Origin of the sequence: Bifidobacterium dentium JCM 1195 = DSM 20436 (genome assembly GCF_001042595.1) — a bacterium.
GTDB classification, from domain to species: domain Bacteria; phylum Actinomycetota; class Actinomycetes; order Actinomycetales; family Bifidobacteriaceae; genus Bifidobacterium; species Bifidobacterium dentium.
Window position 1 is genome coordinate 1,904,153 of the sequence record NZ_AP012326.1, and the last position, 23,345, is coordinate 1,927,497.

The window sequence follows — 23,345 nt, forward strand, 5'->3', positions numbered from 1 at the left end:
TGTTCAACATGCTCCTGCATCGCGTTCGCCCGGATCTATATCGCACAAACATCGACATCGCAGTACTCGGTGATTTCAAAGAATTCAAGGAGGAAGAGACCCCCAGCTTCGCCATCTCCGTACTGACCGCCATGATGCCGGTCATTCTGATCGCCATCGCAACGATCTGCTCTTTCATTCTGCCGGAAAGCAATCCGGTGAACGAGGCCATCCAAGTCGTCGGGGCACCTGATGCCGCAATGCTGCTTTCCTTGCTTTTCGCAATCTGGTCGATGGGATTCGCCCGCAAAAAGACCGTGTCCGAAATCAGCACGTCGATGACCGAGTCCGTCAAGCAGATAGCGATGATGCTGCTGATTATCGGCGGCGGTGGCGCATTCAAGCAGGTACTTGTCGATGGCGGCATATCTGATTACGTATCCTCGCTGTTCGCCAATCTCAACATGTCTCCGCTGATTGCCGCCTGGCTGGTGGCCGCAGTATTACGAGTCTGCCTTGGCTCCGCGACCGTGGCGTCTCTCACCGCCGCCGGACTGGTCGCTCCCATGCTGGCGATGTCTTCAGTCAATCCGGCATTGATGGTGCTGGCAGTGGGTGCAGGATCGGTCATCGCAGATCATGTCAACGACGCCGGCTTCTGGATGATCAAAGAGTATTTCGGTCTTTCGCTCAAGGAGACGTTCCTGTCTTGGACCACCGCCACTACGGTAATGTCCGTAACCGGACTGGTCTCCATACTGGGCTTGTCACTATTCATCTGACAAGCAACATCCAAGCCTGTGGGGCAGCAACGGCATGCCCCACAGGCTTTTCTTATCAGTAGCCGACCGCAGGCCGATTGAAACCGGCACTCTCGGCCCTATGCCTGAAACACGTTGGGATGCTTCGGATCGCCTGGCTCGTCGGCCAGTACACCCTCCAGTCCCAGGAATTCCTGCCAGAATTCCAGCGAATTGCCATAAGGAGCGGACTGGCGTCCACGTGCCTGCAGATTCGCCTTGGCCTCAAGCACATCCTCCTCGCGAATGCCATCGAAATATGATTCGAGACGTTCACGATTCGTGGAGTCGTAGAACAGCGAGCCAATGATTTCAGTAAGCCGTTGCGCACGTGCGATCGGCAATGAATCCCAATGACGGAATTCAATGAAATTCTTCAGACGAACATCGTTGAAATGCGTGGAGATCACATGATTGATCTCATATGCGTTAAGCTCACGATCCGGATATGCATCGTTCGCGTTCTCGTAGAATGCAGGATGGTGCAAATCGGCTCCAGGTGTGGCCAGTGCCTCCGGCGTATGCGTCAGATCGGCAAACATCAGCGGTGTGGACAGCACATCCACCGCGTAATCCTCCCAACCGAAACGCGGGTCAAACAGTCCGGGAATCACATTGGTGCGTTGGAAATCCAAATAATCCCACATGCGTTGACGCAGCAACGGATAAGGATTTTCCTGCCCTTCGAAATACGGGGTGTTACGGAAAAACCATGCCAGAATCGGACCGATAACCGTTCCCAAACGCAACTTGGCAATCGCATCCCTCTCGGAAACATAGTCGATGCTCACCTGTGTGGAAGCCGAGCATCGCATCATACACGGGCCGAACTGACCGACGCGGCCAAGATAGGCGGTCATGGCCTTATACCGGTCCTTCGGATTGACGGGAATATCGGCATAGCCCGATTTCGGCTGGTAGCCATAGTTCACCAAACGGAAATCCAACTCATCAAGCACCGGATCGACTTCACGTCGGAACGCACCGTACAGTCTGCTCAGTTCCTCGGGTTTATGCAGGATGCCGAGCGAACATTCGAGCTGGCCACCCGGCTCGAGGGAAACGGAAATGCCCTCACGTCCAAGCCCGACAAGACGTCCGTTCTCCCAGTATTCCTTGCTTTCGTCGTAGTATGGACGAATACGGTTCAACAACGCCTCGATACCGTTTTCCTCGTAATAGTTCACGGCGGTATCGTCACTGTTGTGCACCGGCAGGTGTTCGATCTCCACACCGAAGCCACCGGTTCCACGGCCTTGGCAACCGGATTCGAAAAACTTGACCAGGCTTTCCACATGCTTCGGGTTCGGCTCGGTCAGCAGGTGCGCATACGTAATTCTTGGTGCTGTCATGATGGTCATCCTAACGAAAATCGGCATCCGCAACGCAGGAACCGCTATATGGAAAATCGATAACGCTTATACGCCACCTCAATCTGCCGACGCTGAGGGCCCGCCACCGTCGGTAGATTGAGGCTGATCTCAATCTACCGACGCTCAGACCGTCTCACCGTCGGCAGATTGGGACGACTTCCAAACTACCGACGCTCAGACCGTTTCAGCGTCGGCAGATTGAGGAAGGCACTAGGCTGCGGGCTCAGACTGGTGGGCCCTATACGCCTTCTTCGCCGCCGAAATCATCAGCTTGATACGGTTGAGCTGGTTGGCTTCGGAAGCGCCCGGATCATAGTCGATGGATACGATGTTGGCCTCCGGATGCAGACGCCGAATCTTGCCGAACATGCCTCGGCCGGTCACATGGTTCGGCAGACAGGCGAACGGCTGCGCACAAATCACGTTCGGGCATCCCGATTCGATGAGTTCCAGAATCTCGGCGGTCAGCAGCCAGCCTTCGCCGGCCTGTACGCCCACGGAAGTGACCTCACCGGCCTTCTTGACCAGTTCAGGCATCGGCAGGTCCTGGGAGAACTTGCCGTTTGCCAGACCGATTGCCTTGCGCACCGGATTCAAATACAGGTCCAAGCCCTTACGCATCAAGGCATAGCCAAGCTTGCTGCCACCCATGCCGAGATAGTGCTCGTTCCAGTCGGCAATGTACGGACGGGTGGTCATGAACTCCATGATTCCCGGCACCACGGCCTCGCAATCCTGTGATTCAATCACATCGACCACGTGATTGTTGGCATCCGGCTGGTACTTGACCAGAATCTCACCGACTACGCCGACGCGCACCTTGCGCGGCTCGTCTTTCAACGGCAACTTGTCGAAGGACCTGACGATTTCCTTGACAAGCTCCTGATACGGCAGATACCCTTTGCCGATGAACTTGCGTGCCGTCTTGGAGAAACCGTGATGTTCAAGCGTTTCACGCACGATGACATCCCACGTCTCATACAGCTTGTCGGCACTTCCTGCGGTCACTTCGTACGGACGCACCCGATACAGGCATTTCATCAGCAGATCGCCGATGACCAGCGCCTTGACGGCACGATGCAGCAGAGATGGGGTCGCCTTGAAGCCCGGATTGTCTTCGATACCTTGAGTGGAGATGGCAATGACCGGAATCTGCGGATAGCCGGCATCCACCAGCGCCTTGCGGATCAGGCCGAAGTAGTTGGTGGCGCGGCACATGCCGCCGGTCTGCGTGATGGCGAGCGCAGTGGTGTCCGGATCATACTTGCCTTCCAGAATCGCATTCACAAGCTGGCCGATAACCATGATGGCCGGATAGCAGGCATCGTTGTTCACGTACTTCAGGCCGATTTCGACATCATCGCGGCTGGCGTGCTTGAGAATGTCGAATTTATAACCGCCGGAACGGATCACGGATTCCACCAATGAGAAGTGAATCGGGCTCATCTGCGGAGCCACGATGGTGTAGTCCTTCATATCCTTGCCGAATGGAATGCGGTTCGCATATTTCGACATGGTGGCGGAATTATGAGCCGTCTTCTTGCCTTCCCGACTTTCGCCGATGCCATTTTCAGCGGCACGCCTGGATGCGGCCTTCACGGCTTCGGTAAGCTTCGGATTGGCCTTCATCACCGTATCGAGCATGATCTGACGGCCCGGAGTCGGGGCGGCGGAACCGGTCTTGCGGAATCCACCCTGTCCGGCCTGCTTGATGGCCGCGGTTTCGGCGGCCTTGAGCTCAGCCTCAGCGGCCTTGAGCTGTGCCTTGACCTCGTCAAGCTTGGCTTTGGCGTCGGCTACGGCGTCGGCATTGCCGGGTTGATCCTGCTTGGTGGGCATGGATGCGGCAACGGCGCGCTTGTGATTGCGTTCGCGCTCCTCGACGGCGGCCTTGAGCGAACGCAGTCGAATCTTGGCCGCACCCAGATTGGACACCTCGTCGATTTTCAGCATGGTGTACACGTCGGCCTTGTCCGCAAGGATTTCGGACACCTGATCCGTGGTGATGGCGTCAAGACCGCAGCCAAAGGAGTTGAGCTGCACGAGTTCGAGCCCCGGATAGGAGGCCACGAAGTTGGCGGCCGCATACAGTCGGGAATGGTAGGCCCACTGATTGGTGACGCGCAATGGCATCTTGGTCACCTTGCGGTCACCGACATGGCGGAATCCGTTGGCGTTCTTCTTACGCGGATCCTCCTCGCCCTCGGCCAGGAATTCGCTCAGGGCGAGCTTCTGCCCCGGCTGCAGTTCACAAATCGAATCCTCGGAGAGCACCACCATGCCGAGCGCGCAGATAGTTTCCGGAATACCATGATTGACTTCCGGATCGATATGATAGGGCCTGCCCGCAAGCACGATGCCGCGGCAGTTGTGTTCCTTCATGTAGGCGAGCGCCTTCAGGCCCTCCATCTGCACGTCGTGCTTGAACACCTCGTTTTCGGCGTAGGCGGCCTTAACCGCGGTCTCGGCTTCCTCGCGGGTCACGTCAGCCCAGGCGAACTCCTCGACGATACGGTCGATCATAAGTTCGTGGTTGGCCATGTTGAAGTACGGGCGCATGTAGCGCACGCCTTCCTCACGCAGTTCGGGCATGTTCGCACCGATGACCACCGGATAGTTGGCCACGACCGGACAGTTGTAATGGTTGTCGGTGTCCGGAACCAGGTTCTCCTCATATGACACGCACGGGTAGAAGATGGTCTTGATGCCCTTGTTGAGCAGCCATTTGACATGGCCGTGCACCAGTTTGGCCGGATAGCAGATGTTCTCGGAGGCGATCGATTCGATGCCGGTCTCGAACAGCTCGTGCGAGCTACGGCCGGAAATCATTACCTTGAAGCCGAGCGAAGTGAGCAGCGTGAACCAGAACGGATAGTTCTCATACATGTTGAGCACGCGTGGAATGCCGATTTCGCCACGGGTGGCCTTCTTGTCGGTGAGCCTGCGGTAGGCGAAGCAACGCTTGTACTTGTAGTCGTACAGGTTCGGCCTGTCGGAGCGTTGCTTTTTGGAGTCGCCGCCGCGTTCGCAGCGGTTGCCGGTCACATAGCGCGAGCCGTCCTGGAAAGTGGTGATGGTGAGCTTGCAGTGGTTCTGGCATAGCTTACATACGTCACGTTCGGAGGTCATCGACAGGTGGTCGAGGTCCTCGCCGGAGATGATGTTCGATGCAGTGTGCGTCACGCCGTCGATCACGATCTGCTTGATGCCGGTGTTCGCCGCATCGTCAGGTTCGCCATCAAGTCCGTCGGATACATCGGAATAATGCATGCGCGCGGTCAGGGCCGCTCCATACGCACCCATGAGGCCCGCGATGTTCGGTCGGGTGACCTCACGTTCGGTGAGCAGTTCGAAGGCGCGTAGCACGGCATCATTGAGGAACGTACCGCCCTGCACCACCACGGTGTCACCGAGTTCGCCCGAATCACGCAGCTTGATGACCTTATACAAGGCGTTGCGCACCACGGAGTAGCACAAACCGGCCGCGATGTCCTCCATCGAGGCGCCTTCCTTCTGCGCCTGCTTGACGGATGAGTTCATGAAGACGGTGCAACGCGAGCCCAAATCCACCGGATGTGTGGAGTTCAGGGCCGCCTGCGTGAATTCCTGAATGGTCAGGCCCATGGATTGCGCGAAGGTTTGCAGGAACGAGCCACAGCCCGAGGAACAGGCCTCGTTCACGGCGATGGAGTCGATTACGCCGTCCGAAATGGCCAGATACTTCATATCCTGGCCGCCGATGTCGATGACGGCGGTGACGCCCGGGCTCGCCATTTCGGCACCGCGGTAATGGGCCATGGTTTCAACCACGCCTTCGTCAAGGTGCAGGCCAGTGGTGATTAGGCCTTCGCCGTAACCGGTTGCGCAGGAGCGCGCGATCCACGCGTCTTGCGGCAGTTCGTTCTGAATTTTCTTGACGATGTTCACGGCGGCGGTCAGCGGGCTGCCTTCGTTGGTCGCGTATGATGACCATACGATTTCACGGTCATCGTTCACCAGCGTCGCCTTGATGGTGGTCGATCCGGCGTCGATGCCGAGGAAATGAGGACCGATTGCACCTTCCAGCGTACCGATATGCACATGCTCGCGATGATGACGTTCGTTGAACGCCTCACGTTCCGCTTCGGTCGGGAACAGCGGAGGCATGGTCGGCGTGTTCGCAGGCAGATTCTTCAAATCCTCGAGATTCTCGAGAATATCCTCGCAGGTACGTGCCTCGAAATGAACGCCGTCTTCCAGCTGGTCGGGCTCGCCCGCCAACAATGCCGAACCGAAGGCCACATACAGGTGAGCGTCGGTCGGCACGATGAATTCGTCGACCTTGCCTTCAAGGGCGCGGTGGAAGGCTTCGCGTAGTTCAGACATGAAGAAGAGCGGCCCGCCAAGAAAGATCACGGTGCCGTGAATCGGTCGGCCGGAAGCCAGGCCTGCGATGGTCTGTGTGGCCACGGCGGTGAAGATGGAGGCAGCCAGATCGGGCTTCGCCGCGCCATCGTTGATGAGCGGCTGCAAATCGGTTTTGGCGAATACGCCGCATCGCGAAGCAATCGGATAGAGCGTCTCGTAACTTTTGGCCATGTCGTTGAGCCCCGCCGCATCGGTGTCGAGCAGGGTGGCCATCTGGTCGATGAACGCGCCGGTACCGCCGGCGCATGAACCGTTCATGCGCTGTTCCGGAGTCGGCTTCAAGTAGGTGATCTTGGCATCCTCGCCGCCGAGTTCGATGATCACGTCGGCCTGCGGATATTCCTGATCGATGGCGCGGGTCTCGGCGATGACCTCCTGCACGAATGGTACATGGAGATTGTCGGCCAGAGCCAGGCCGCCGGAGCCGGTAATGGCCAGTCGGATCGGCTCATCGCCACGATCCCGAGCCACGAGTTCCTTGTGAATGTCTTCAAGCAGTCCCGCCACTGTGGCGCGTACGTTGGCGTGATGACGACGATAGTCGGAGAAGAGCACGCCATCGAGCGCGTCGGTCTGGTCGAGCACCACGGCCTTCACCGTGGTCGAACCGATGTCAAGACCTACACGCAACGGCTTCGTATCGCGGGATTCGACCGCGGTATCTGCTGCTTCAACCATGTATACCTCTATACCTATTCGTAGTGCCGGTAGGCCTCCCCCGTGTCCCCACAGGTGACCATGGCCCGGTTATCCAAATATGTAATGGTAGTCTGTGGCCACGCCTAAGCGACCATCGTGCCGCATGATTCGCGCGACACAAGGCGTAATTTAGACAATTATTTTAGTCAGCCTGTATAGTTTTCAAGATGGTCAAGGGGACACCCTTCAGGAAGCGTCCCCCTCCCCCGCGGCACGGTCCTTGCCGTAGATTTCCGGAATGACGCGGAGTTGGTCGTGCAGTTTCGGCCAAATGACGATTTCGCCGGATTCCAGTGATTTCGGCACGTCAATGATGCGTTGGTTGGAGCTTCCACGGAACTGCAGCAACGAGTCATGCAGATCCTTGATATAACGACCATCGACAAGAATGTCGACCAACTCAAGTAGCTCTCGCTTGTCGGGACTTTCGCCTTCACGCATGAGCTCCTCCCACGTATAGCCGGTCCAGCACCAGATGTCTTTGGTATGTCCGTACCGTTCGCGGATCTTGCGCGCCAAAGGAATCAGGATGCCGGTGTTGAGCATCGGCTCGCCGCCGAGGAAGGTAATGCCCTGAACGAAGCTTTGCCCGACATCTTCGAGAATCTGCGCTTCCAGTCTGTCATTGTACTCATGCCCGGCCTGAAAATCCCAGATCGAGGAGTTATAGCAGCCTTCGCAGTAGAACGGGCAACCCGAAACATACAATGAGCAGCGAATCCCTTCGCCATCGGTCATGAGAAAACGTTTGTAGTCGGCCACCATGTTGTGACTCATCCGGTTCGTCCATTGGCCGGCTTTGGGGTTATTGGAGCGTTCGGTGGGGATGAACGGCCCACGATCATGTTCGTTCGGCGCGAAATCATGTCGTTTGATCGCCGTGCTGACGCTGCTGATCACATCTGCCTCCTCGATAACACATACCCCTCTCGCAAGGGAGGTGGCATGCGAAGTATGACGAAGGGAGGGACAGTGAAGTCTAGGCTCCCTGATCCCTCCCTACCAAGCTTCGTCGGATGCCCCTCGTCATGAGGGGCATTACATGACTTTACTTGGCCTCTTCGAACCATTCGCGTTCGGAGCCGTCCTGCAGCATGACATGACCGGTCTCACCGCTCATGTGCTTGACGCGATGGGCGATCTCCTCATGGCGACCGTGCACCATCGGGCGTTGCACCGGGTTACCCAAATAGCCGCAGGTGCGCTTGGTCACATTGCACTTGTCCGGGTCGGAGTTGCCGCACTCCGGGCACTTGAAGCCTTCTTCGGTCGGTTCGAAGTCGCCCTGGAAACCACACATGAAGCAGTGGTCGATCGGAGTGTTCGTACCAAGGTAGCCGATGCCGATGTTGTAGGCGTAATCCCATACGGCCTCGAGAGCCTTCGGATTGGCCTGCAGGCACGGGAACTCGCAGTAGTTGATGAAGCCGCCGGAAGCGAGATAGGGGAAGTCCTTCTCGTAATTGAGCTTTTCCATCGGGGTAGGCTGCAGCCACACCGGATAATGGAAGGAATTGGTGTAGAAGTCGTGGTCGGTCACGCCTTCCACCTCGCCGAACTTCTCGCGGTCCATGCGGTTGAAGCGGTCGGTCAGGGATTCGGCCGGCGTGGAGTACACGGAATAGTGATACCCCTCGGCCTTGCACCATTCCTTGCACAATTCGTTCATGCGGCGCACGATCGACAGGGCGAATTCCTTACCCTGCGGGTCCCAGCCGTGGTCGCGCATCCAATTCTTGCCATAGAACACGCTGGTCGCCTCATACAAGCCGATGTATCCGAGGGATACGGTGGCGCGTTCATTGCGGAAGAGCTGGTCGACGCTGTCGCTGGCACCAAGACGACCGAATGCACCGAAGCGGAACAGGGTCGGGGCGTTGACCGGTGCGGCCTGCTTGCATCGCATGATGCGGTACTGCAATGCCTGATGGGCGACGGCCATGCGCTCGTCGAAGATCTTCCAGAAACGTTCCTTGTCGCCGTGGGATTCCAACGCGATGCGCGGAACGTTCACGGTCACGACGCCGAGGTTCATACGGCCGTCTTCGACGTCCTCGCCGGTCTTCGGGTCGATCCATCCCTGCAGGAAGGAACGGCAGCCCATCGGAGCCTTGAAGGATCCGGTGATCTTCACGATGTTCTCGTAGAAGATGACATCCGGGTACATGCGCTTGGTGGCGCATTCGAGCGCGAGCTGCTTCATGTCGTAGTTCGGATCGCCCTCGTCGGCGTTGATGCCATGCTTGACGGAGAACACCAGCTTCGGGAAGATGGCGGTGTGGTGTTCGGAACCGAGGCCGCGGATGCGGTTGAGGAAGATGGCACGCTGTACCTCACGAGAGAACCAGTCGGTGCCCAAACCGAAACCGACGGTCACGAACGGGGTCTGCCCGTTGGACACACGGTTGGAGTTGATCTGGTATTCCATGGTCTGCATGGCGTCATAGATGGCCTTGCGGGTCTGGATCTTCGCCCAGACCTCGCGCAACTGTTCCAGGCGTCCGGCTTCCTTGTGGAACGGCTCGTCCATCGGCAGCGGAGCACGATCGGCCTCGAAGTGCAGGCGCTTCGGCTCGACGTTCTTGGACAATGTGACCTGACGCTCGGCGATTTCGATCGGCAGGTCGTCGGGCATGATCTCGTGGGCCTGCTCCAGGAACTTGGCGTAATCCTTCTTGGCGTATTCGGCCAGATGCTCGTCGGCACGGTTGGCGGTCTGCCCTCCGTACTGGCTGGAGGCCACGTCCTTCATGATCTGGGTGATCTGCGTGGCCGCAATGCTGATGCTGTTCGGCGAACCCATCGGGGCGTTGCCCAAGGTAAAGCCGTTGGCGAGCATATCCCAATAGCTCGGCAGCGAGCAGTTGGATTGTGCGGTGAACGGCGAGTAATCGGCATCATGGAAGTGGATGTCGCCCTTCATATGCGCGTTCGACACGGCATCCGGCAGCATGGAGAAGGCGGATGCCTTGGAGACGGCTCCGGCCAGCAGGTCACGCTGGGTGGAGTACACGTTGGAATCCTTGTTGGCGTTCTCACGCACCAAGGATTCGTCACGATTCACCAGTCGGCTTACGGCCTCGTTGATATCGGTGGCCTTGGCGCGTTCGATATCCTTGTTCAGACGATAGTTGGTGTAGGTGCGGGCCACGTCGTACAGGTGATCCTCGATCAGGCCATGCTCCACAAGATTCTGGATGTCCTCGATTTTGGCCGGACCGTTGTAGCGTTCCTTGATCTCAGCCTCGACCTGGTTGGCGATACCACGGATCATCTGCTCTTCCTGCGGGCCGATCTTCTTGTCGAGATCGGCGAAGGCGGACTTCACCGCGCTGATGATGTTAATCGGATCGAAATCGACCACACGACCATCGCGCTTCTCGACGAGCACTTTCTCCGCAGTGGTTGCGGAGGTCGCGTTCATCGCGCCCAGAACCTGAGTTTCCATTTCTCGTCCTTTCCGAGTCGGGCCTTCCGACTGGTCTCCATGCTTCGCATCGCATGTCCTGTTTATATCGGCTTCAAGTACTCTACGTCATCCCCAGCACTATATCTAGTAGAGGCACGCCGCCATAGGAACTAGATATGGCACTTTTCGGCGCCATTCCGCCATTATCTGATTTGTGTGACAAAGGTAACGATACCGGTTCCGGAGTGTCGTTTGGCATTTGCTCCACAGAGGACTATATACGCGGGGGTAGGCGTGCGCAACCGCGTGCGATCCATACATGGCGAACGCCGTTTTCCGGGCCGTCATTGTCCGCAAGATGGAGGAATCTTGACAACATGACTTGGACTCCGGGATACAACCCCATGGCAACGCAGTCGCAGCCACAGCCGGGCCTCAAACAGCCTGAACAGCTTCCCCGCCTTGCCAGCGAAACCACAGCGGATAATCCTTGGCCGGTAAGTATGCTCAGCGAGAAATTCCATATGGCCGTCGAGCGTTGGCCTTCCGTATGGGTGGCCGGGCAGATCACACAGATCAACACCCGCCGTGCGGGCAGCGCCTATCTCACCCTGCGCGACGATTATCAGGACATCGCGATGGAAGTCAATGGCTTCGGCCAATTCGCGGCGGCCGCCACGCCGTTTGTGCAGGGCGATCGTGTGATCATCCACGGCAAGCCGAATCTGTGGATGAAACGCACGTCGCTTTCGCTCAGAGGTGACGCAATCATCGCAGCCGGCGCAGGCGGCAGTCTGAAGGCGATGATCGACGAGCTGCGCAAAAAGCTCAAAGGCGAAGGCCTGTTTGATATCGACCGCAAAATGCCGCTTCCGGAATTCCCGCATTGCATCGGCCTGATCTGCGCCCCTCAGGCACGTGCGGAAGGCGATGTGATCACCAACGTACGCCTGCGCTGGCCGGTAGCGAATTTCAAGGTGATGCACGTACACGTGCAAGGCGAGCAATGCCCGTCCGACGTGGTCGCCGCCATCCGTGCGATGGATGCCGACCCGGATGTCGACGTAATCATCGTCGCCAGGGGCGGCGGCGCCTTCGAAGATCTCATCGGATTCTCCGACGAAGGTGTGGTGCGAGCCGCCGCGGCGGCACAGACCCCTTTGATCTCGGCCATCGGACATGAGGATGACTGGACCCTGCTCGACCTGGTAGCCGACCTGCGCGCCTCCACCCCCACCGACGCCGCCAAGAAAGTGGTGCCTGACGTCAATGAGCAGACACAACTGATCAACGTGCATCTGCAACGCATGCGCATGCGCATCGACGCGACGATCGCCAACGAGATGCGACTGGTCGAAGGCTACGCGAACAGGCCAAGCCTGACACAGCCGCTGACCATGCTGGAACCGCATCAACGGTTCCTCGATGACGCCCGGAGCCGTATGCGCATCGGACTGACCCGCATTCTCGACGACGCCAGCCTGACCATCGAACGCTCACGCGCATCCCTGACGGCCCTCAGCCCGCAATCCACCCTCAACCGCGGCTATGCGGTAATCCAAAGCGCCGACGGGCATGTGATCGACGACGCGAACAACGTCAAACCCGGGGACGAGCTCACCATGACCCTGAAGCACGGCATGGTCGTCTCCGAAGTCAAAACCGCGACTACAGCAAGGAGTCAACATGACCAGTGAAACCAGCACCCCGGCCTCCAGCCTCACCGACAAGGAACGCGAGGCCATCGAGCAGATGCCTTATGAAGAGGCACGCGACAAACTCATCCAAGCCGTCCAGGCGCTGGAAGCCGGCGGCCTTAACCTCGATCAGTCCATGCGCCAATGGGAAATCGGAGAGGCCCTTGCCAAGCGGGCGCAGAGCCTGCTGGGCGAGGTTCGAGCCAAGCTTGACGCAGCCCAGGCCGAACAGGCCACGGCCGCGAATACCGCAGGAACTCAGGACAACCTGTCCTGAACTAGCTGATCTGCACCGTCGCCAGCAGGGCCTTGTGGTCGGAGCCGTCAATCTTCTCCGACTTCACCTGCCCCGCCAACATGCCGGAGTCGAGCACGATGTGATCGATTCCGGCGAAGGTCGGCACATAATCAATATCCGCAGGCCATGAGAACACGAAACCGCCGGCCGCCTGCCTGGACGCATCGATGAAACGATTCCCAAGAAAATCCCTGAACGGCGTATGGTCGTAGGTGGCATTGAAATCACCCATGAAAATGTACCGGGTATCGGTATTGAATTTCATACGGGCCAGTTCATCCAGGGATCGCCTCCACTGCTGCCAGCGGCTTCGGGTCGGCGAAGTGGTGTGCACGGAAACGAAACGGACGGGCGTGGTGCCGCCGTTGAAGCTCACCGTGCCACCCGGCATGAACGAAGCGCTGGAATCCACATCATCATCCGCAGGGTCGCCAAGCGGGGTCGCCGACCACAAACCGTTGCCGTAGACGCCATCCGAACTGGAAACCTGCGAATATGGCAGATAGTCGGCGATGCCGGCCCTGTTCAACGCATCCACGAAATCATCCGTGGTCTCCTGCAGGGCAAGCACTTCCACATGCTCGCTTTTCACCAAGTCGACTATCTCCTGCGCATCGGCACGTCCTTTATATACGTTGCATGTCATCAGACGGGCATACCCGTCATCCGTGTTCATGGAAGCGCCGGAAACCGCGGCAATCGCGGCGCGAGGCAGTTTCGTCTGATTGTAGAAGAACGGATACTGCCACCATATCTGCAATCCGATTGCTGCGATCGCCATGATTGCGGCAAAGCCACGTCTCGAAATCACGGCAAGAACCAAAGCGACGATGGCAAGAAGGGCGAACCACGGTACCAATGACACGACGACCGGCATATAGGGCCACGCCTGAATCGATTCCGGAAGAATGTGCGTAGCCGTGCCGAGCAGGGACGCAAGCGCGAACACCCAGGCCAGCATGCCGAAGATACAGTTGCGCACATGATGCGACCTACGACCATTCACCAGCCGAATCGGTTGGACCGGTCCGGCTGATCGGGTCGCACGTGATTTCGCTGCCTGAGCCATAGTTCCTCCTTGCGCGCGGCATGATGTCATGGATGCCAGCCGATGACGGCGCGAACACAAGCCGCGCAACGCCCCTACCCTACCGCATCGCGAAAGAAATCTCGCCCGTATTCACCGCCTTTGCACATGCCACGTCCGTAAGGTGTGTAGAATATATCTTCGTTGCCTCAGTAGCTCAGTGGATAGAGCACTTCTCTCCTAAAGAAGGTGTCGTAGGTTCGATTCCTATCTGGGGCACTGTGACGAACACGATTCATTCGGCAATTCCGCATGGCACTTTCAGGTCATACGCATATATCCCAACACCATGAACTTCAAGCGTATAGGATCACGCGTCTTTGGAATGTCTGTCTCCAATCTGGAATTCGTCGACATGCTCGAACATGTACCTGACGCTCAACGGTTCGGCACCGGTCAACTTCTGGAAGTCGTCAGTCTTAATCGCCATCTTGCCTTCGCGAATCGCCTGTGCGAACGTAACCATGCCATCTGAAGAGAATGGAGCTTCGGACCCTTCCTTGAACTCGCCATCAGTGGTGCGAGGAACACCCATGGCGTCAAAGACCCGATAATTCTCCTCGTCCGTGATTGCCTTATATTCCACATGGTTTCCGGTAACCTGATTACCGATTTCACAGAACTTCGAAATGGTCATCAATTCCGGACCGTTGATGTCGAGAACCGCCTTATGCGAATCCTTAGCGACCAAGGCGTACGCCACTGCCTTGGCGCAATCCTTGCGGGAAATGTACGCCATCAGGCCGTCGCCTTGGCTGTTCGTCAGCGGACCACCCATATGCACGTAAGTGAAGTAGTTGGTGATCATGGCTTCCGCATATTGCGAATTGCGCAGGAAAACATAGTCGAGACCAGCTTCCTTGATGAACTTCTCGGTCCAGATATGATCCTTCTTCTCAACGCTCGGATTGGTCGGATCCGCCGCGTTCACCAACGACGTGTAGACGATTTTCTCCACACCGGCGGCTTTTGCCGCATCCACCGCATTACCCTGCGCACGCTGACGTTTGACTCCCACGAACGGCATGGAGATGAGCGCCATCACGCGGCCGCCTTTGAACGCCTTTTCCAGTCCCTCGCGATTGTTGAAGTCCGCGATTCGGGTTTCCACGCCTTTTGCAGCATATTTTTCCAGTGATTGCGGATTATAACCGGTGAAGATCAAATCCTCCGGTTTTGCGATTTCCAACAGATAGTCCGCGGCCTGACCGCCGAGATTTCCGTCAACGCCAGTAAGAATGAGTTTGCCCATACAATCCTCCTTGATTATGTCAATGCAACAAACAAAACCATCGTAAATTCCAGAACCTGAGCATCAGCTGACAAAAGGGGCGAACGCTTCCAAAATCAAAAAGAGACAGCTTTAGACCAATCACCAGCCAATCAACCACCAAATCAGCCACAGCCTTCAGACAAAAAGCAAAGGTGCCAATTCCGGCCGCACAAAGCCGAATCGGCACCTTAGCTAGGGACGAAAGAAATCCTAACGTTCCGTTCCATGGCGACGGTTGACGATCAGCAGAACAATCACCCCGGCAACCACTGCGACCAACAACATCACGGCCAGAACGGCAACATTGGAACCGGTATTGCCAATTGCCTGGCTCTTGCCACTGACCTGGCCCCCGGTGGAGATATCGACCTTCACGGACTTTCCGTCCTTCCTGACCAGTGCGGAGGCAGCCTTCTCCAAATTGGAGGCGGCAGCATCCACATCGGACTGAGACACGGCATCGTCCATGAGCACGGACTTGGCCTTGGCCAGCACGTCGGAGAATGTCTTCCACGACGCTTCCGTGTAGTCGCTGCCCTTAAGCGCATCAGCACGTGCAACCAATGTTTTGAGAGCGGACTCATCCACAACGACCGGCTCCGGATCGCCCTTGGTCTCAAGACCGTTTATGGTGGCCATCAGAGTCTTGGTCGCTTCGTCGATCTCAGATTGCGTGGCATCTTCGTTCCTCAGAACATCCGACGCGATGTGCATGGCTTCCTTGAGGGCCTCCACACTCTTATCGGTGTACCTGCTCGAGTCGATGGCGTCGGCATTGTCGAACGACTGCCGCAAATCGGTCTTGTCTCCGCGCGCCACAAGAGCCTTCTGCCTGTCCTCCAGCTTCGAGACGGCGTTGTCCACGTCATCCTGAGTGGCGTCGACATTGTCGAGGACGGTTTTGGAGGCCTGTAGAATCGCCGCGAATTCACTCCAGGAAGCTGAGGTGAATCGTGATTCCTCCAGTGTTTCGGCAGCCTTGATCGCACTTTCCAGTTTCGTTTTGTCCACCGCGGGAGTGGGCGGATCCGGAGTTTCCTCCTTGACGGCATGCACTCCCCATTCCACGACAGCCGCACCGAAAGTGCCGGCTCCTGTACCACCGTCATACGGTTCCAGAACCAGTCGGAGTGACGCTGTCTTCACGGGGGTGAATATCGCTTCGCTCCAACCCTTGGCTCCATCAGTGGCATGATGAGTCGGATCATTGCGGACCACGGTGTACTTGGCGTTTTCAACATCCTTGTACGTGCCATCTTCGGCCAGATACTGAATCTTCCATTCGGTCGGAATCTCCAGACCACCGAGGGTCTTGTTGGTTTCGGTCATGTTCGCCCAGAACTGCACACGGCTGGAATCGACCAAGGCAGTCTGGTTCCAAGTGTACTGAGCGTACATGCCCGAAGAAGCTTTACCCCAGGTCCCCCATACATAGGCGTTGACATCCTGGTCGTCACCAGTTGGGAAGTTGTCGTCGACGAGCTTGCCGTCGTTGAGCTTGCCCGCAGCCGGGGACCAGCTTGCTTCGGCGCTGACTGTCGTATCAGAGGCTTTACCTTCGATCCAGCCCTCAAGAGGTCCAGGATCGGGTTCCGGGTCAGGACCCGGCTTGGGATCTGGGGTCACGGAATCGGACGGATCGGCAACAACATGCACGGTGATCTTCGCCTCCGAACTGGAGGCCTCAGCCGAACCCCGCACTTCATAATCGCCGATCTTCGTCAAATCGATGGACTTGACGGATTCGTCACGCCAAACCACCTTGCGGTCGTCGAGCATGCCGTTGGGGAAACGCACCGGTACCACGGTAGGTAGGTCAATCGCCTTGGAATTCTGATAAACAGTCTGTTCGAGCGGCTGAGCCGCACCGGAGATCTGGGCCTGCGCGTCGGAACGCACGCCGATAATCGCCTTCGCCCCAGCGAGAGCGCCGGCAACGACACCGGATACCGTGAACCGCGAATCGGAAGCAAGCTGTTCGTCGGTCACTTTGCCCCAAGTGACGGCCAAATTACGACGGGTACCGTCGGTGTAGGCGGCGCTGACCATGGTCGGCAGTGCAAGATCGGATGCCTTGGTACCGGTCTTGACCATACGGTTCACGTCACTCACGCTTACTGGATCGAGAGCATATGCTTCGAATTCACTGACGCCCACATAGGAGCCCTTCGGGAACACTATGCGAAGCTTGCTGGTTTCAACCGTTTCAGCGAACTTCACTTCGTTACCCTGGTTTTCCACGGTGGTGTAGGACTGCCCGTCCGCAAGCTTGACGTCCTTCCAGTTTCCATCGGCATCGGCATACTGCAGCCTCCAGGATTTGACCATCGGGACTCCACCGTGGTCAGTCCAGAAGTACAGTTTCGCCTTCTTGAGCGGTATGGAACCGTCCCATTCAAGTTGTAGCGTTGCGTCTTCGCCGGTGGAATCGCCCCAATTGTTCCAGGTTTCGTTTGGCGTATTGGTATATACAACCTGTCCGTCAATGACCTTCTTGGCATTGTCCTTCGGCTGCCACACATTCGTATAGCTTGCGGTGGCGGAAGATTGGGGAGCCACGTTGACCGTTCCGTCGGACGGAATACCATGCACGGTCACCAGTTTCTCTCCGGTCTTTTCACCGTCAGACGCGGAGAGTCTGAGTACGTAATCGCCTTCCCTATTAAAGGTGACGGTTGTGCTCGTAGCCTGCCCATCGACGAATCTCGCAACACCGTTTTCCGGACCAGAAACCTGTTCCCACTTCGAGATGATCTCGCCATTCGGCAATCCGTCATCCTTCACGGAACCAACGATCTGAGCTCCGGAAGAAGTGCTGCTCGACACGTATGCGTCGACTTCAGGAGTGGCATTGGTCGGTTCTTCGTCCGGTCTGATGCCAGTGTCGTACGCCTGAATTTCCTTAACGCCCACGGCCATTCCCGACTGAGGCGTGAATGTGACGCGGATGGCCTGAGTGTTCACTGGATCGAATTGCACACGGTTATAGTTCGCGCCCGCGTACGTGGGTGTACGCACCTGGTTCGGCAGTACCTGCCATTCTCCGGCTTCATTCTGGAATTCCAGCGTATATACGGATGGTTCACTGTAACCGGAAATCGTCTGGCTGGAAGATGTCTGGTAGAAGTAGAGACGGACATCATCAATGGTTTGCGCGCCGCCCTTGAATTTGACGATGATCGAATCCTTGGCGTTTTCCGTTCCCTTGGTTCCCCAGAACGATTCCATGACGTTCGTGCCATCCACGGCGTTGGCCGCCGGATATCCCTTGGTCTCGTAAGTGGCTTCCACATCTGCATTCTGTGCCACGTTGGCCTGACTCCGGGAAGCCTCGTCAACGTTCTGGCCGGATTGCGCGAAAATCTGGGTGATGCGGCTGGTGGAACCGTAAGAGACTTCGTTGGCGTTCGGCATGGAAGCGGCGACGGCACCACTGATCTTGGCACCGGAATCATCCTTCACTTCAATCGTTCCGCTTGCGGGATCGTAGATGAGATGCGCAAGCCTGTCGGAGGTGAACACCGCACTTCCGTCAAGGTACAGGGTATATCCCTTCGGAACGTCGTACGTTCCGTCGTTGTTCCAGACGATTGACATATCCTTGCCGTGGTAGCTCAGGTTGTTCACCGTAAAATGGTTCCAATCCGGAATCTCGATCGGATTCAGTTCGATCTTGTTGTCTTCACGAGGAACAACGCCGGCGACGTCCTCGATAACGGTCCAGTTGGTGGTGCCGAGCTGGGTGTGGTGTATCCAGGAACGGTACGTGATCTTGCCGCCGTTCTTGGAAGCATCACCGTTCTTTTCCGGAATGGTGCTTCCGGACGAGTTGTTATCCATGTTCCAGAACTCGTTCTGATCAGGGTAACGGTTGTCGCCACCCTGATAGTGGGAGAATGCGACCCAGTACAGCAGCTTCTTGTATGACTCGTTGGTGATGTATCCGTTGTCGGCCGCGTTGTAGTCGCGGATGCCGGCCGAATAGATTTGCAGCAACGGAGTTGCGTTGATAATCGAGAAGTTGTTGGAACCGGGGAAATTCAGTGCCTTCTTATCGGCCTGATTGGCCGTAAAGAACGGGAAGATCGGGAACTCGTCGGCATCCGCGAACAAACGAAGAGCACTGTCGTAGTCGTCGTTTCCGGTAGGCATCAATCCTTCGGAGTACGGATAGTAATTGTTGAGTTCCTTATATTTGGCGAACGATCCGTCGCTGATCCACTTGTGCAGCAGCAGCTTGCTGTCGGAGTCCCAGAGGTTGTCGAGCACATCCTGCTTGATGCTGTCGGCGATTTCCCGCATCTCCTCCGCTTTGCCGGTATCTCCCGCGGCCGAGTACGCCTTGGCTGCGGCATTGGCGTTCGCCCACATGTTGGCCGAACCGTCCGCACGATCCATACGTTGTCCGGAACGTCCGGGCTCGGAGAATGAGACCGCGTCGGCGTCGTTGCCGGTCATCGACCACCAGGACCAGTCAATCAGGCTATTGCCGTTGTCGTTCTGATTGTCGTTGTTGTCCGGCTCGTCCTTCGAATTAAGCAGGCCTTTGACATCCTGTGAACCATAGTCGCCCAGCGCTTCGGCCAGTGAGGATGGTCCGCCATGAACCATGTAGGAGTCCCAGCCCGCCTTGGTGATGTACTGCGTGTAGCTATGGTTCCAGTTGGCCGGATCGCCCGGATTGTCATGATAGTAGTAGTACCCGGATTTGCCTTTCTTGGCGGTCTGGCCGGCAGAAACCCAAGTGCCGTATGAGTATTCGGCGTTACGCAGCCACTTGGTGTCGTTGATGAACATGCCGGACGTCAGCACGATTTGGTTGTTGTATCCGAGAACGCCTTCGATGGACGTCGGATATTGGAAAGTATTACCCGGCATGTTGGCGTCGAGCATGTTGAAGCGGCTCAGCCACCAACGGTAGAAGACGGTTTTGTCGATGTTGTGTTCCGGTGTTTCTACGTACGGTATGTTCTCGTACCACCACTGGTTGTACGTGGTTACGGAATCCTTGTAGGAGGCGGCCGGATCGATCAGGTTGCCGTTGAATCGGGCTTCGTATTCGCCGGTGGAGTCGGGGAGCTCGTTGGCAATCAGCCCCAACTGCAGCTTGGTGGTCCGCTCTTCACCGGCCTTGATGCTTATGGTCGACATGAGTTTGCCGTCTTTGGCGGTGAAGCCATTGCCTGAGAACCTCGGATAGATGGTGGTCAGATCGTTTTTGACGTTTGTTCTGCCGGTCAGTTCGGCGGCTCCATCCTCACCTTCCTGAGCGAATGGTGAAGCCGCAGTCAAAACGATTTCAGCGTCTGTAGCGCTGGACACGGCGAAGTTGGCCACCATCACGTTGTTGTAGGTGATGTACTTGACTTCCGTGATTGTGATGGATTCGTCCGCATTGGAGAAAACCGTGGTGAAATAGCTGGGTGTCTGCTTGCGCTGGTCAACCTGTTCCGACAATGCGATTTTGGCGCCGTTTGCACTCACTCCAACCGTAAATCCGTCGTTGCCGGTTTCGTCCCAGTAGGCCGCATTGCCGACGAATCCCAAGGAGCCGGGCTTATGACTGTACATGTATGCCGCGCGACCACGGCTGAACAGATATTCGTTGCGATCAGCGCCTTCGAACCAGTATTCGCCAGCGTCGTTGCTTCCGGTTCCGACCGGCTCAGAGCTCTTTCTGGTAAGCATTTCATCGATCCAGAAATCATGCGACGTGTCGTTACCGGCACCGTTGGCAACATCTTCATCGAAGACTTGCTTCAAATAGCTGGTTGAGGGGTTATAGGAGACTCCGGCTGATGGAACCGGATCCGCATCTCCTTTGAAACTCGGATACTCCATGTCGGCATTTGGATTGGAAGTAGCACCATTGGCATATGCCGAAACGACGCCACCAGTCAGCAACGTCGCCACCGCAGCTAAGGCGCCCATGGACGCTACTATCCTTTTCTTTCTTCTCGGTTGCATCTTTTCTCCTGTTACAAGCCGTCATTGGCTTACCGTCGATGAAACGCGGCCGTATCCGCGCTTCCTGACTATTGAGGAAATGAGATTGATGTTCAGCAAGTTTAGATTGGAGCACTTGCCAGACAACAGCAAGTATACTTGATGCGAAATTTTTTCACAATTTTTATTTTATGTAGTTTTTCGTTGAGATCACTTGCGAAAATATGAAAAATATTTCTCCTTTTCGATTCACATACGCTATCACGCGATAATGAAAACCGGCCACCCTTGTTACAGGGTGGCCGACCTCCCATTTCCTTCAGCGGTTTGCCTCAGGCTCCAATCTTCGGCATTCCGCTCCTCGCTTTTCATGAAAACCTCACGAAAAACAAGATTCATGATGCCGCTATCGGCGAATCCAAACGGACATCTGCCCCGGCTCACGATTCGCCCATGCGTAGTACGGCACGAGCTTCAAGCTCGACCCCTCCCATTGACGGCACGCCTCCGATTCCGAATACAACGGAGAGCCATCAGCGTCAGAAGCCTCACGAATCGCCGGAATCACAATCGTCTCGACCCCGCCCAACAAATCGGGCTCATACTCGGTCTTGGCGTCAGCACCTCTCGCATCGTCCGTCAAACGATATGTCCACAAATCGCCCTCGTTGTCGACTTGCTCGGCGCAATACACCAGCGGCCCTCTCATGATGGCAACCTTTCCGGCATCACTGCGAACATGGGAATTGGCGCGTATCAGCTTGACCGACATGTCTAAATCAAGCGTTAATCGCAAGGTCTGACCTGCGAAAACATCGAAGTAGACGAATCCGTCTTCAACATTCTTTTCACATGGCTCGCCATCAACGGCGAGCGCGTATGCATTCGCGGACCACGATGGAATGCGCACGCCGAAACGCACAGGTTGTGCACCTTCCGCAAGATTCACTTCGAATTCGACGTGGCCGCTCCATGGCATGTCGGAGCGTTGCACAACGTACAGTCCCGAATCGAAGGTTGCTTCGTTTGCGATGAACTGGTGCGAAAGCACGGTTTTTCCGCCGTCTCGCTCCGTATACATGTACCTGTCCACCGACGCGATGAGACGCGCGATGTTTGCAGGGCAGCATGCGCAGCCGAACCAATCGACCCTGTGGGAGAGCACGTGGTGGCGGTCGGGATTGTCAAGCCCGTCAGGCGTTGATTCCAACGCGTTCACGTAGTAGTACTGCTTTCCGTCGAGACTGATGCCGGCGATGGCCCCGTTGAATAGTTCCCGTTCAAGCACGTCGGCGTATTCGCCCTTTGGTTCGAGAAGCAGCATCTGGCGCGAAAGCATGCTCATGCCCACGGATGCGCACGTTTCTCCGTACATGGTGTCGTTCGGAAGATCGTAATCATAGGTGAACGACTCCCCCACGTGGGTCGAGCCGACTGCGCCGGTAACGTACATGCGCTTGCCGACGATGCTGTTCCACATTCGATGGACCGCGTCAAGAAGACCCCGATCTCCCGTAAGGCGGCCTACATGCGCCATTCCTGTGCACAGATACACAACCCGCACGGCATGCCCGTTGGCATCTTGCTGATTGCGAATCGGTTCCGCGGCCTGAAAATATTCCGGCTTGTAGAAGCCGAGGTCGCGAAAGATGTAGTCGCCATCAACGGATGCCAGCTGTTTCGAATAGAAGTCCGGATCTTCGCCGCGTACGTCGAGCAGGTATCGAGCCAGCTTGAGATAGCGTTCCTCTCCGGTAACGTCATACAGTTTCGCGAGCGCCAGTTCGATTTCCGGATGTCCGTCGACTCCGTGGATTTTGCCGTCCTCCGGTCCGAAGTTCGCATCCAAACAATCGGCCATGCGGCAGGCCACGTCGAGCGCCTGCTGATTGCCGGTCACGTCATGGTATGCGACCGCCGCTTCGATATAGTGGCCCATCACATACATTTCGTGGCTTTGTTGGATGAGGCTGAACCGTTGACGGTTCGCCCATTCTCCGGTTTTGATCTGGTATGGGGTGTCCAGGTAGCCATCCGGCTGTTGCGCACGCGCGATGAGGTCGACCGTACGGTCGCACAGTTCGCGCAGTTGCCCATCCGGATGGTACGACAGCGCGTATGCGGCTTCTTCCAACCATTTGTAGATGTCGGAATCCTGGAAGACCATGCCGTGGAATTCGCCGGTTTCATCGCCCGAGGCGATTCTCAGGTTTTCCACGGCGCGACTTTTGTTGTCGGAAAGCTGGTTGCCGGCCGGGTCATCAGGGACTTCCGTCTCGATTTCGTCGTTCATTACGCCCCATTGGTACGGAATGACGGATTCGACGATTTGCTCGCGGCGCTTTTTCCAGAAAGGTGAGGTGATTGTTACACTCAT

Annotated in this window: 10 protein-coding genes, 1 tRNA gene and 2 pseudogenes; 4 read left to right on the plus strand and 9 right to left on the minus strand. The window is 56.8% G+C overall.

The features are described from left to right. Positions 1 to 8 precede the first annotated feature (8 nt). On the plus strand, positions 9 to 761 hold the full coding sequence (locus BBDE_RS08130; protein ID WP_003839175.1) for a gluconate:H+ symporter: 753 nt from the start codon (positions 9 to 11) through the stop codon (positions 759 to 761). Positions 762 to 859: 98 nt separating this feature from the next. Here the strand turns inward: BBDE_RS08130 and BBDE_RS08135 are convergent, their stop codons facing one another. From BBDE_RS08135 to nrdD, 5 genes and pseudogenes are all read right to left on the minus strand, one after another. After that, a complete protein-coding gene (locus tag BBDE_RS08135; RefSeq protein WP_012902403.1) occupies positions 860 to 2,131 on the minus strand; it encodes a glutamate-cysteine ligase family protein in 1,272 nt (423 codons plus the stop codon). A gap of 231 nt (positions 2,132 to 2,362) precedes the next feature. Beyond that, positions 2,363 to 3,694: pseudogene (locus BBDE_RS11705) on the minus strand (activase); the annotation flags it as partial. A gap of 27 nt (positions 3,695 to 3,721) precedes the next feature. Next, positions 3,722 to 7,237, minus strand: a pseudogene (locus BBDE_RS08140) (acyl-CoA dehydratase activase-related protein); the annotation flags it as partial. A 207-nt stretch (positions 7,238 to 7,444) separates the two neighbouring features. Further along, on the minus strand, positions 7,445 to 8,158 hold the full coding sequence (nrdG, locus tag BBDE_RS08145; RefSeq protein ID WP_003839168.1) for an anaerobic ribonucleoside-triphosphate reductase activating protein: 714 nt from the start codon (positions 8,156 to 8,158) through the stop codon (positions 7,445 to 7,447). Between the two features lie 148 nt (positions 8,159 to 8,306). After that, positions 8,307 to 10,706: an anaerobic ribonucleoside-triphosphate reductase gene (gene nrdD, locus BBDE_RS08150; protein ID WP_003839167.1), complete on the minus strand. Its 2,400-nt coding sequence runs from the start codon at positions 10,704 to 10,706 to the stop codon at positions 8,307 to 8,309. 338 nt (positions 10,707 to 11,044) lie between these two features. On the opposite strand from nrdD, the gene xseA reads away from it, so the two are divergent. After that, positions 11,045 to 12,364 carry an exodeoxyribonuclease VII large subunit gene (gene xseA, locus BBDE_RS08155; protein WP_012902410.1) on the plus strand — a complete coding sequence of 440 codons (1,320 nt, stop codon included), beginning with the start codon at positions 11,045 to 11,047 and terminating at the stop codon, positions 12,362 to 12,364. Next, positions 12,354 to 12,641 (plus strand): exodeoxyribonuclease VII small subunit, encoded by a 288-nt coding sequence (locus BBDE_RS08160; protein WP_003839164.1) that lies wholly within the window; start codon positions 12,354 to 12,356, stop codon positions 12,639 to 12,641. The genes xseA and BBDE_RS08160 overlap by 11 nt, the downstream gene beginning before the upstream one ends. Position 12,642: 1 nt before the next feature. On the opposite strand, the gene BBDE_RS08165 is transcribed toward BBDE_RS08160, so the two are convergent. After that, the gene (locus tag BBDE_RS08165; protein ID WP_033489029.1) at positions 12,643 to 13,731 is read right to left on the minus strand and encodes an endonuclease/exonuclease/phosphatase family protein; all 1,089 of its coding nucleotides are present in this window, start codon (positions 13,729 to 13,731) and stop codon (positions 12,643 to 12,645) included. 164 nt (positions 13,732 to 13,895) lie between these two features. Between BBDE_RS08165 and BBDE_RS08170 the strand changes: the two genes are divergently transcribed. After that, positions 13,896 to 13,968 (plus strand) — tRNA-Arg (locus tag BBDE_RS08170). A gap of 91 nt (positions 13,969 to 14,059) precedes the next feature. Here BBDE_RS08170 and BBDE_RS08175 read toward each other — a convergent pair. From BBDE_RS08175 to BBDE_RS08185, 3 genes are all read right to left on the minus strand, one after another. Further along, positions 14,060 to 15,001, minus strand: a complete 942-nt coding sequence (locus tag BBDE_RS08175) for an NmrA family NAD(P)-binding protein (protein WP_003839159.1) — start codon at positions 14,999 to 15,001, stop codon at positions 14,060 to 14,062. A gap of 231 nt (positions 15,002 to 15,232) precedes the next feature. After that, entirely contained in the window at positions 15,233 to 20,989 is a 5,757-nt protein-coding gene (gene hypBA2 / locus BBDE_RS08180; protein ID WP_033489027.1) for a beta-L-arabinobiosidase HypBA2, read from the minus strand. Positions 20,990 to 21,374: 385 nt separating this feature from the next. After that, positions 21,375 to 23,345, minus strand: coding sequence for a glycoside hydrolase family 127 protein (locus BBDE_RS08185; RefSeq protein WP_003839155.1), 1,971 nt, complete (start codon positions 23,343 to 23,345; stop codon positions 21,375 to 21,377).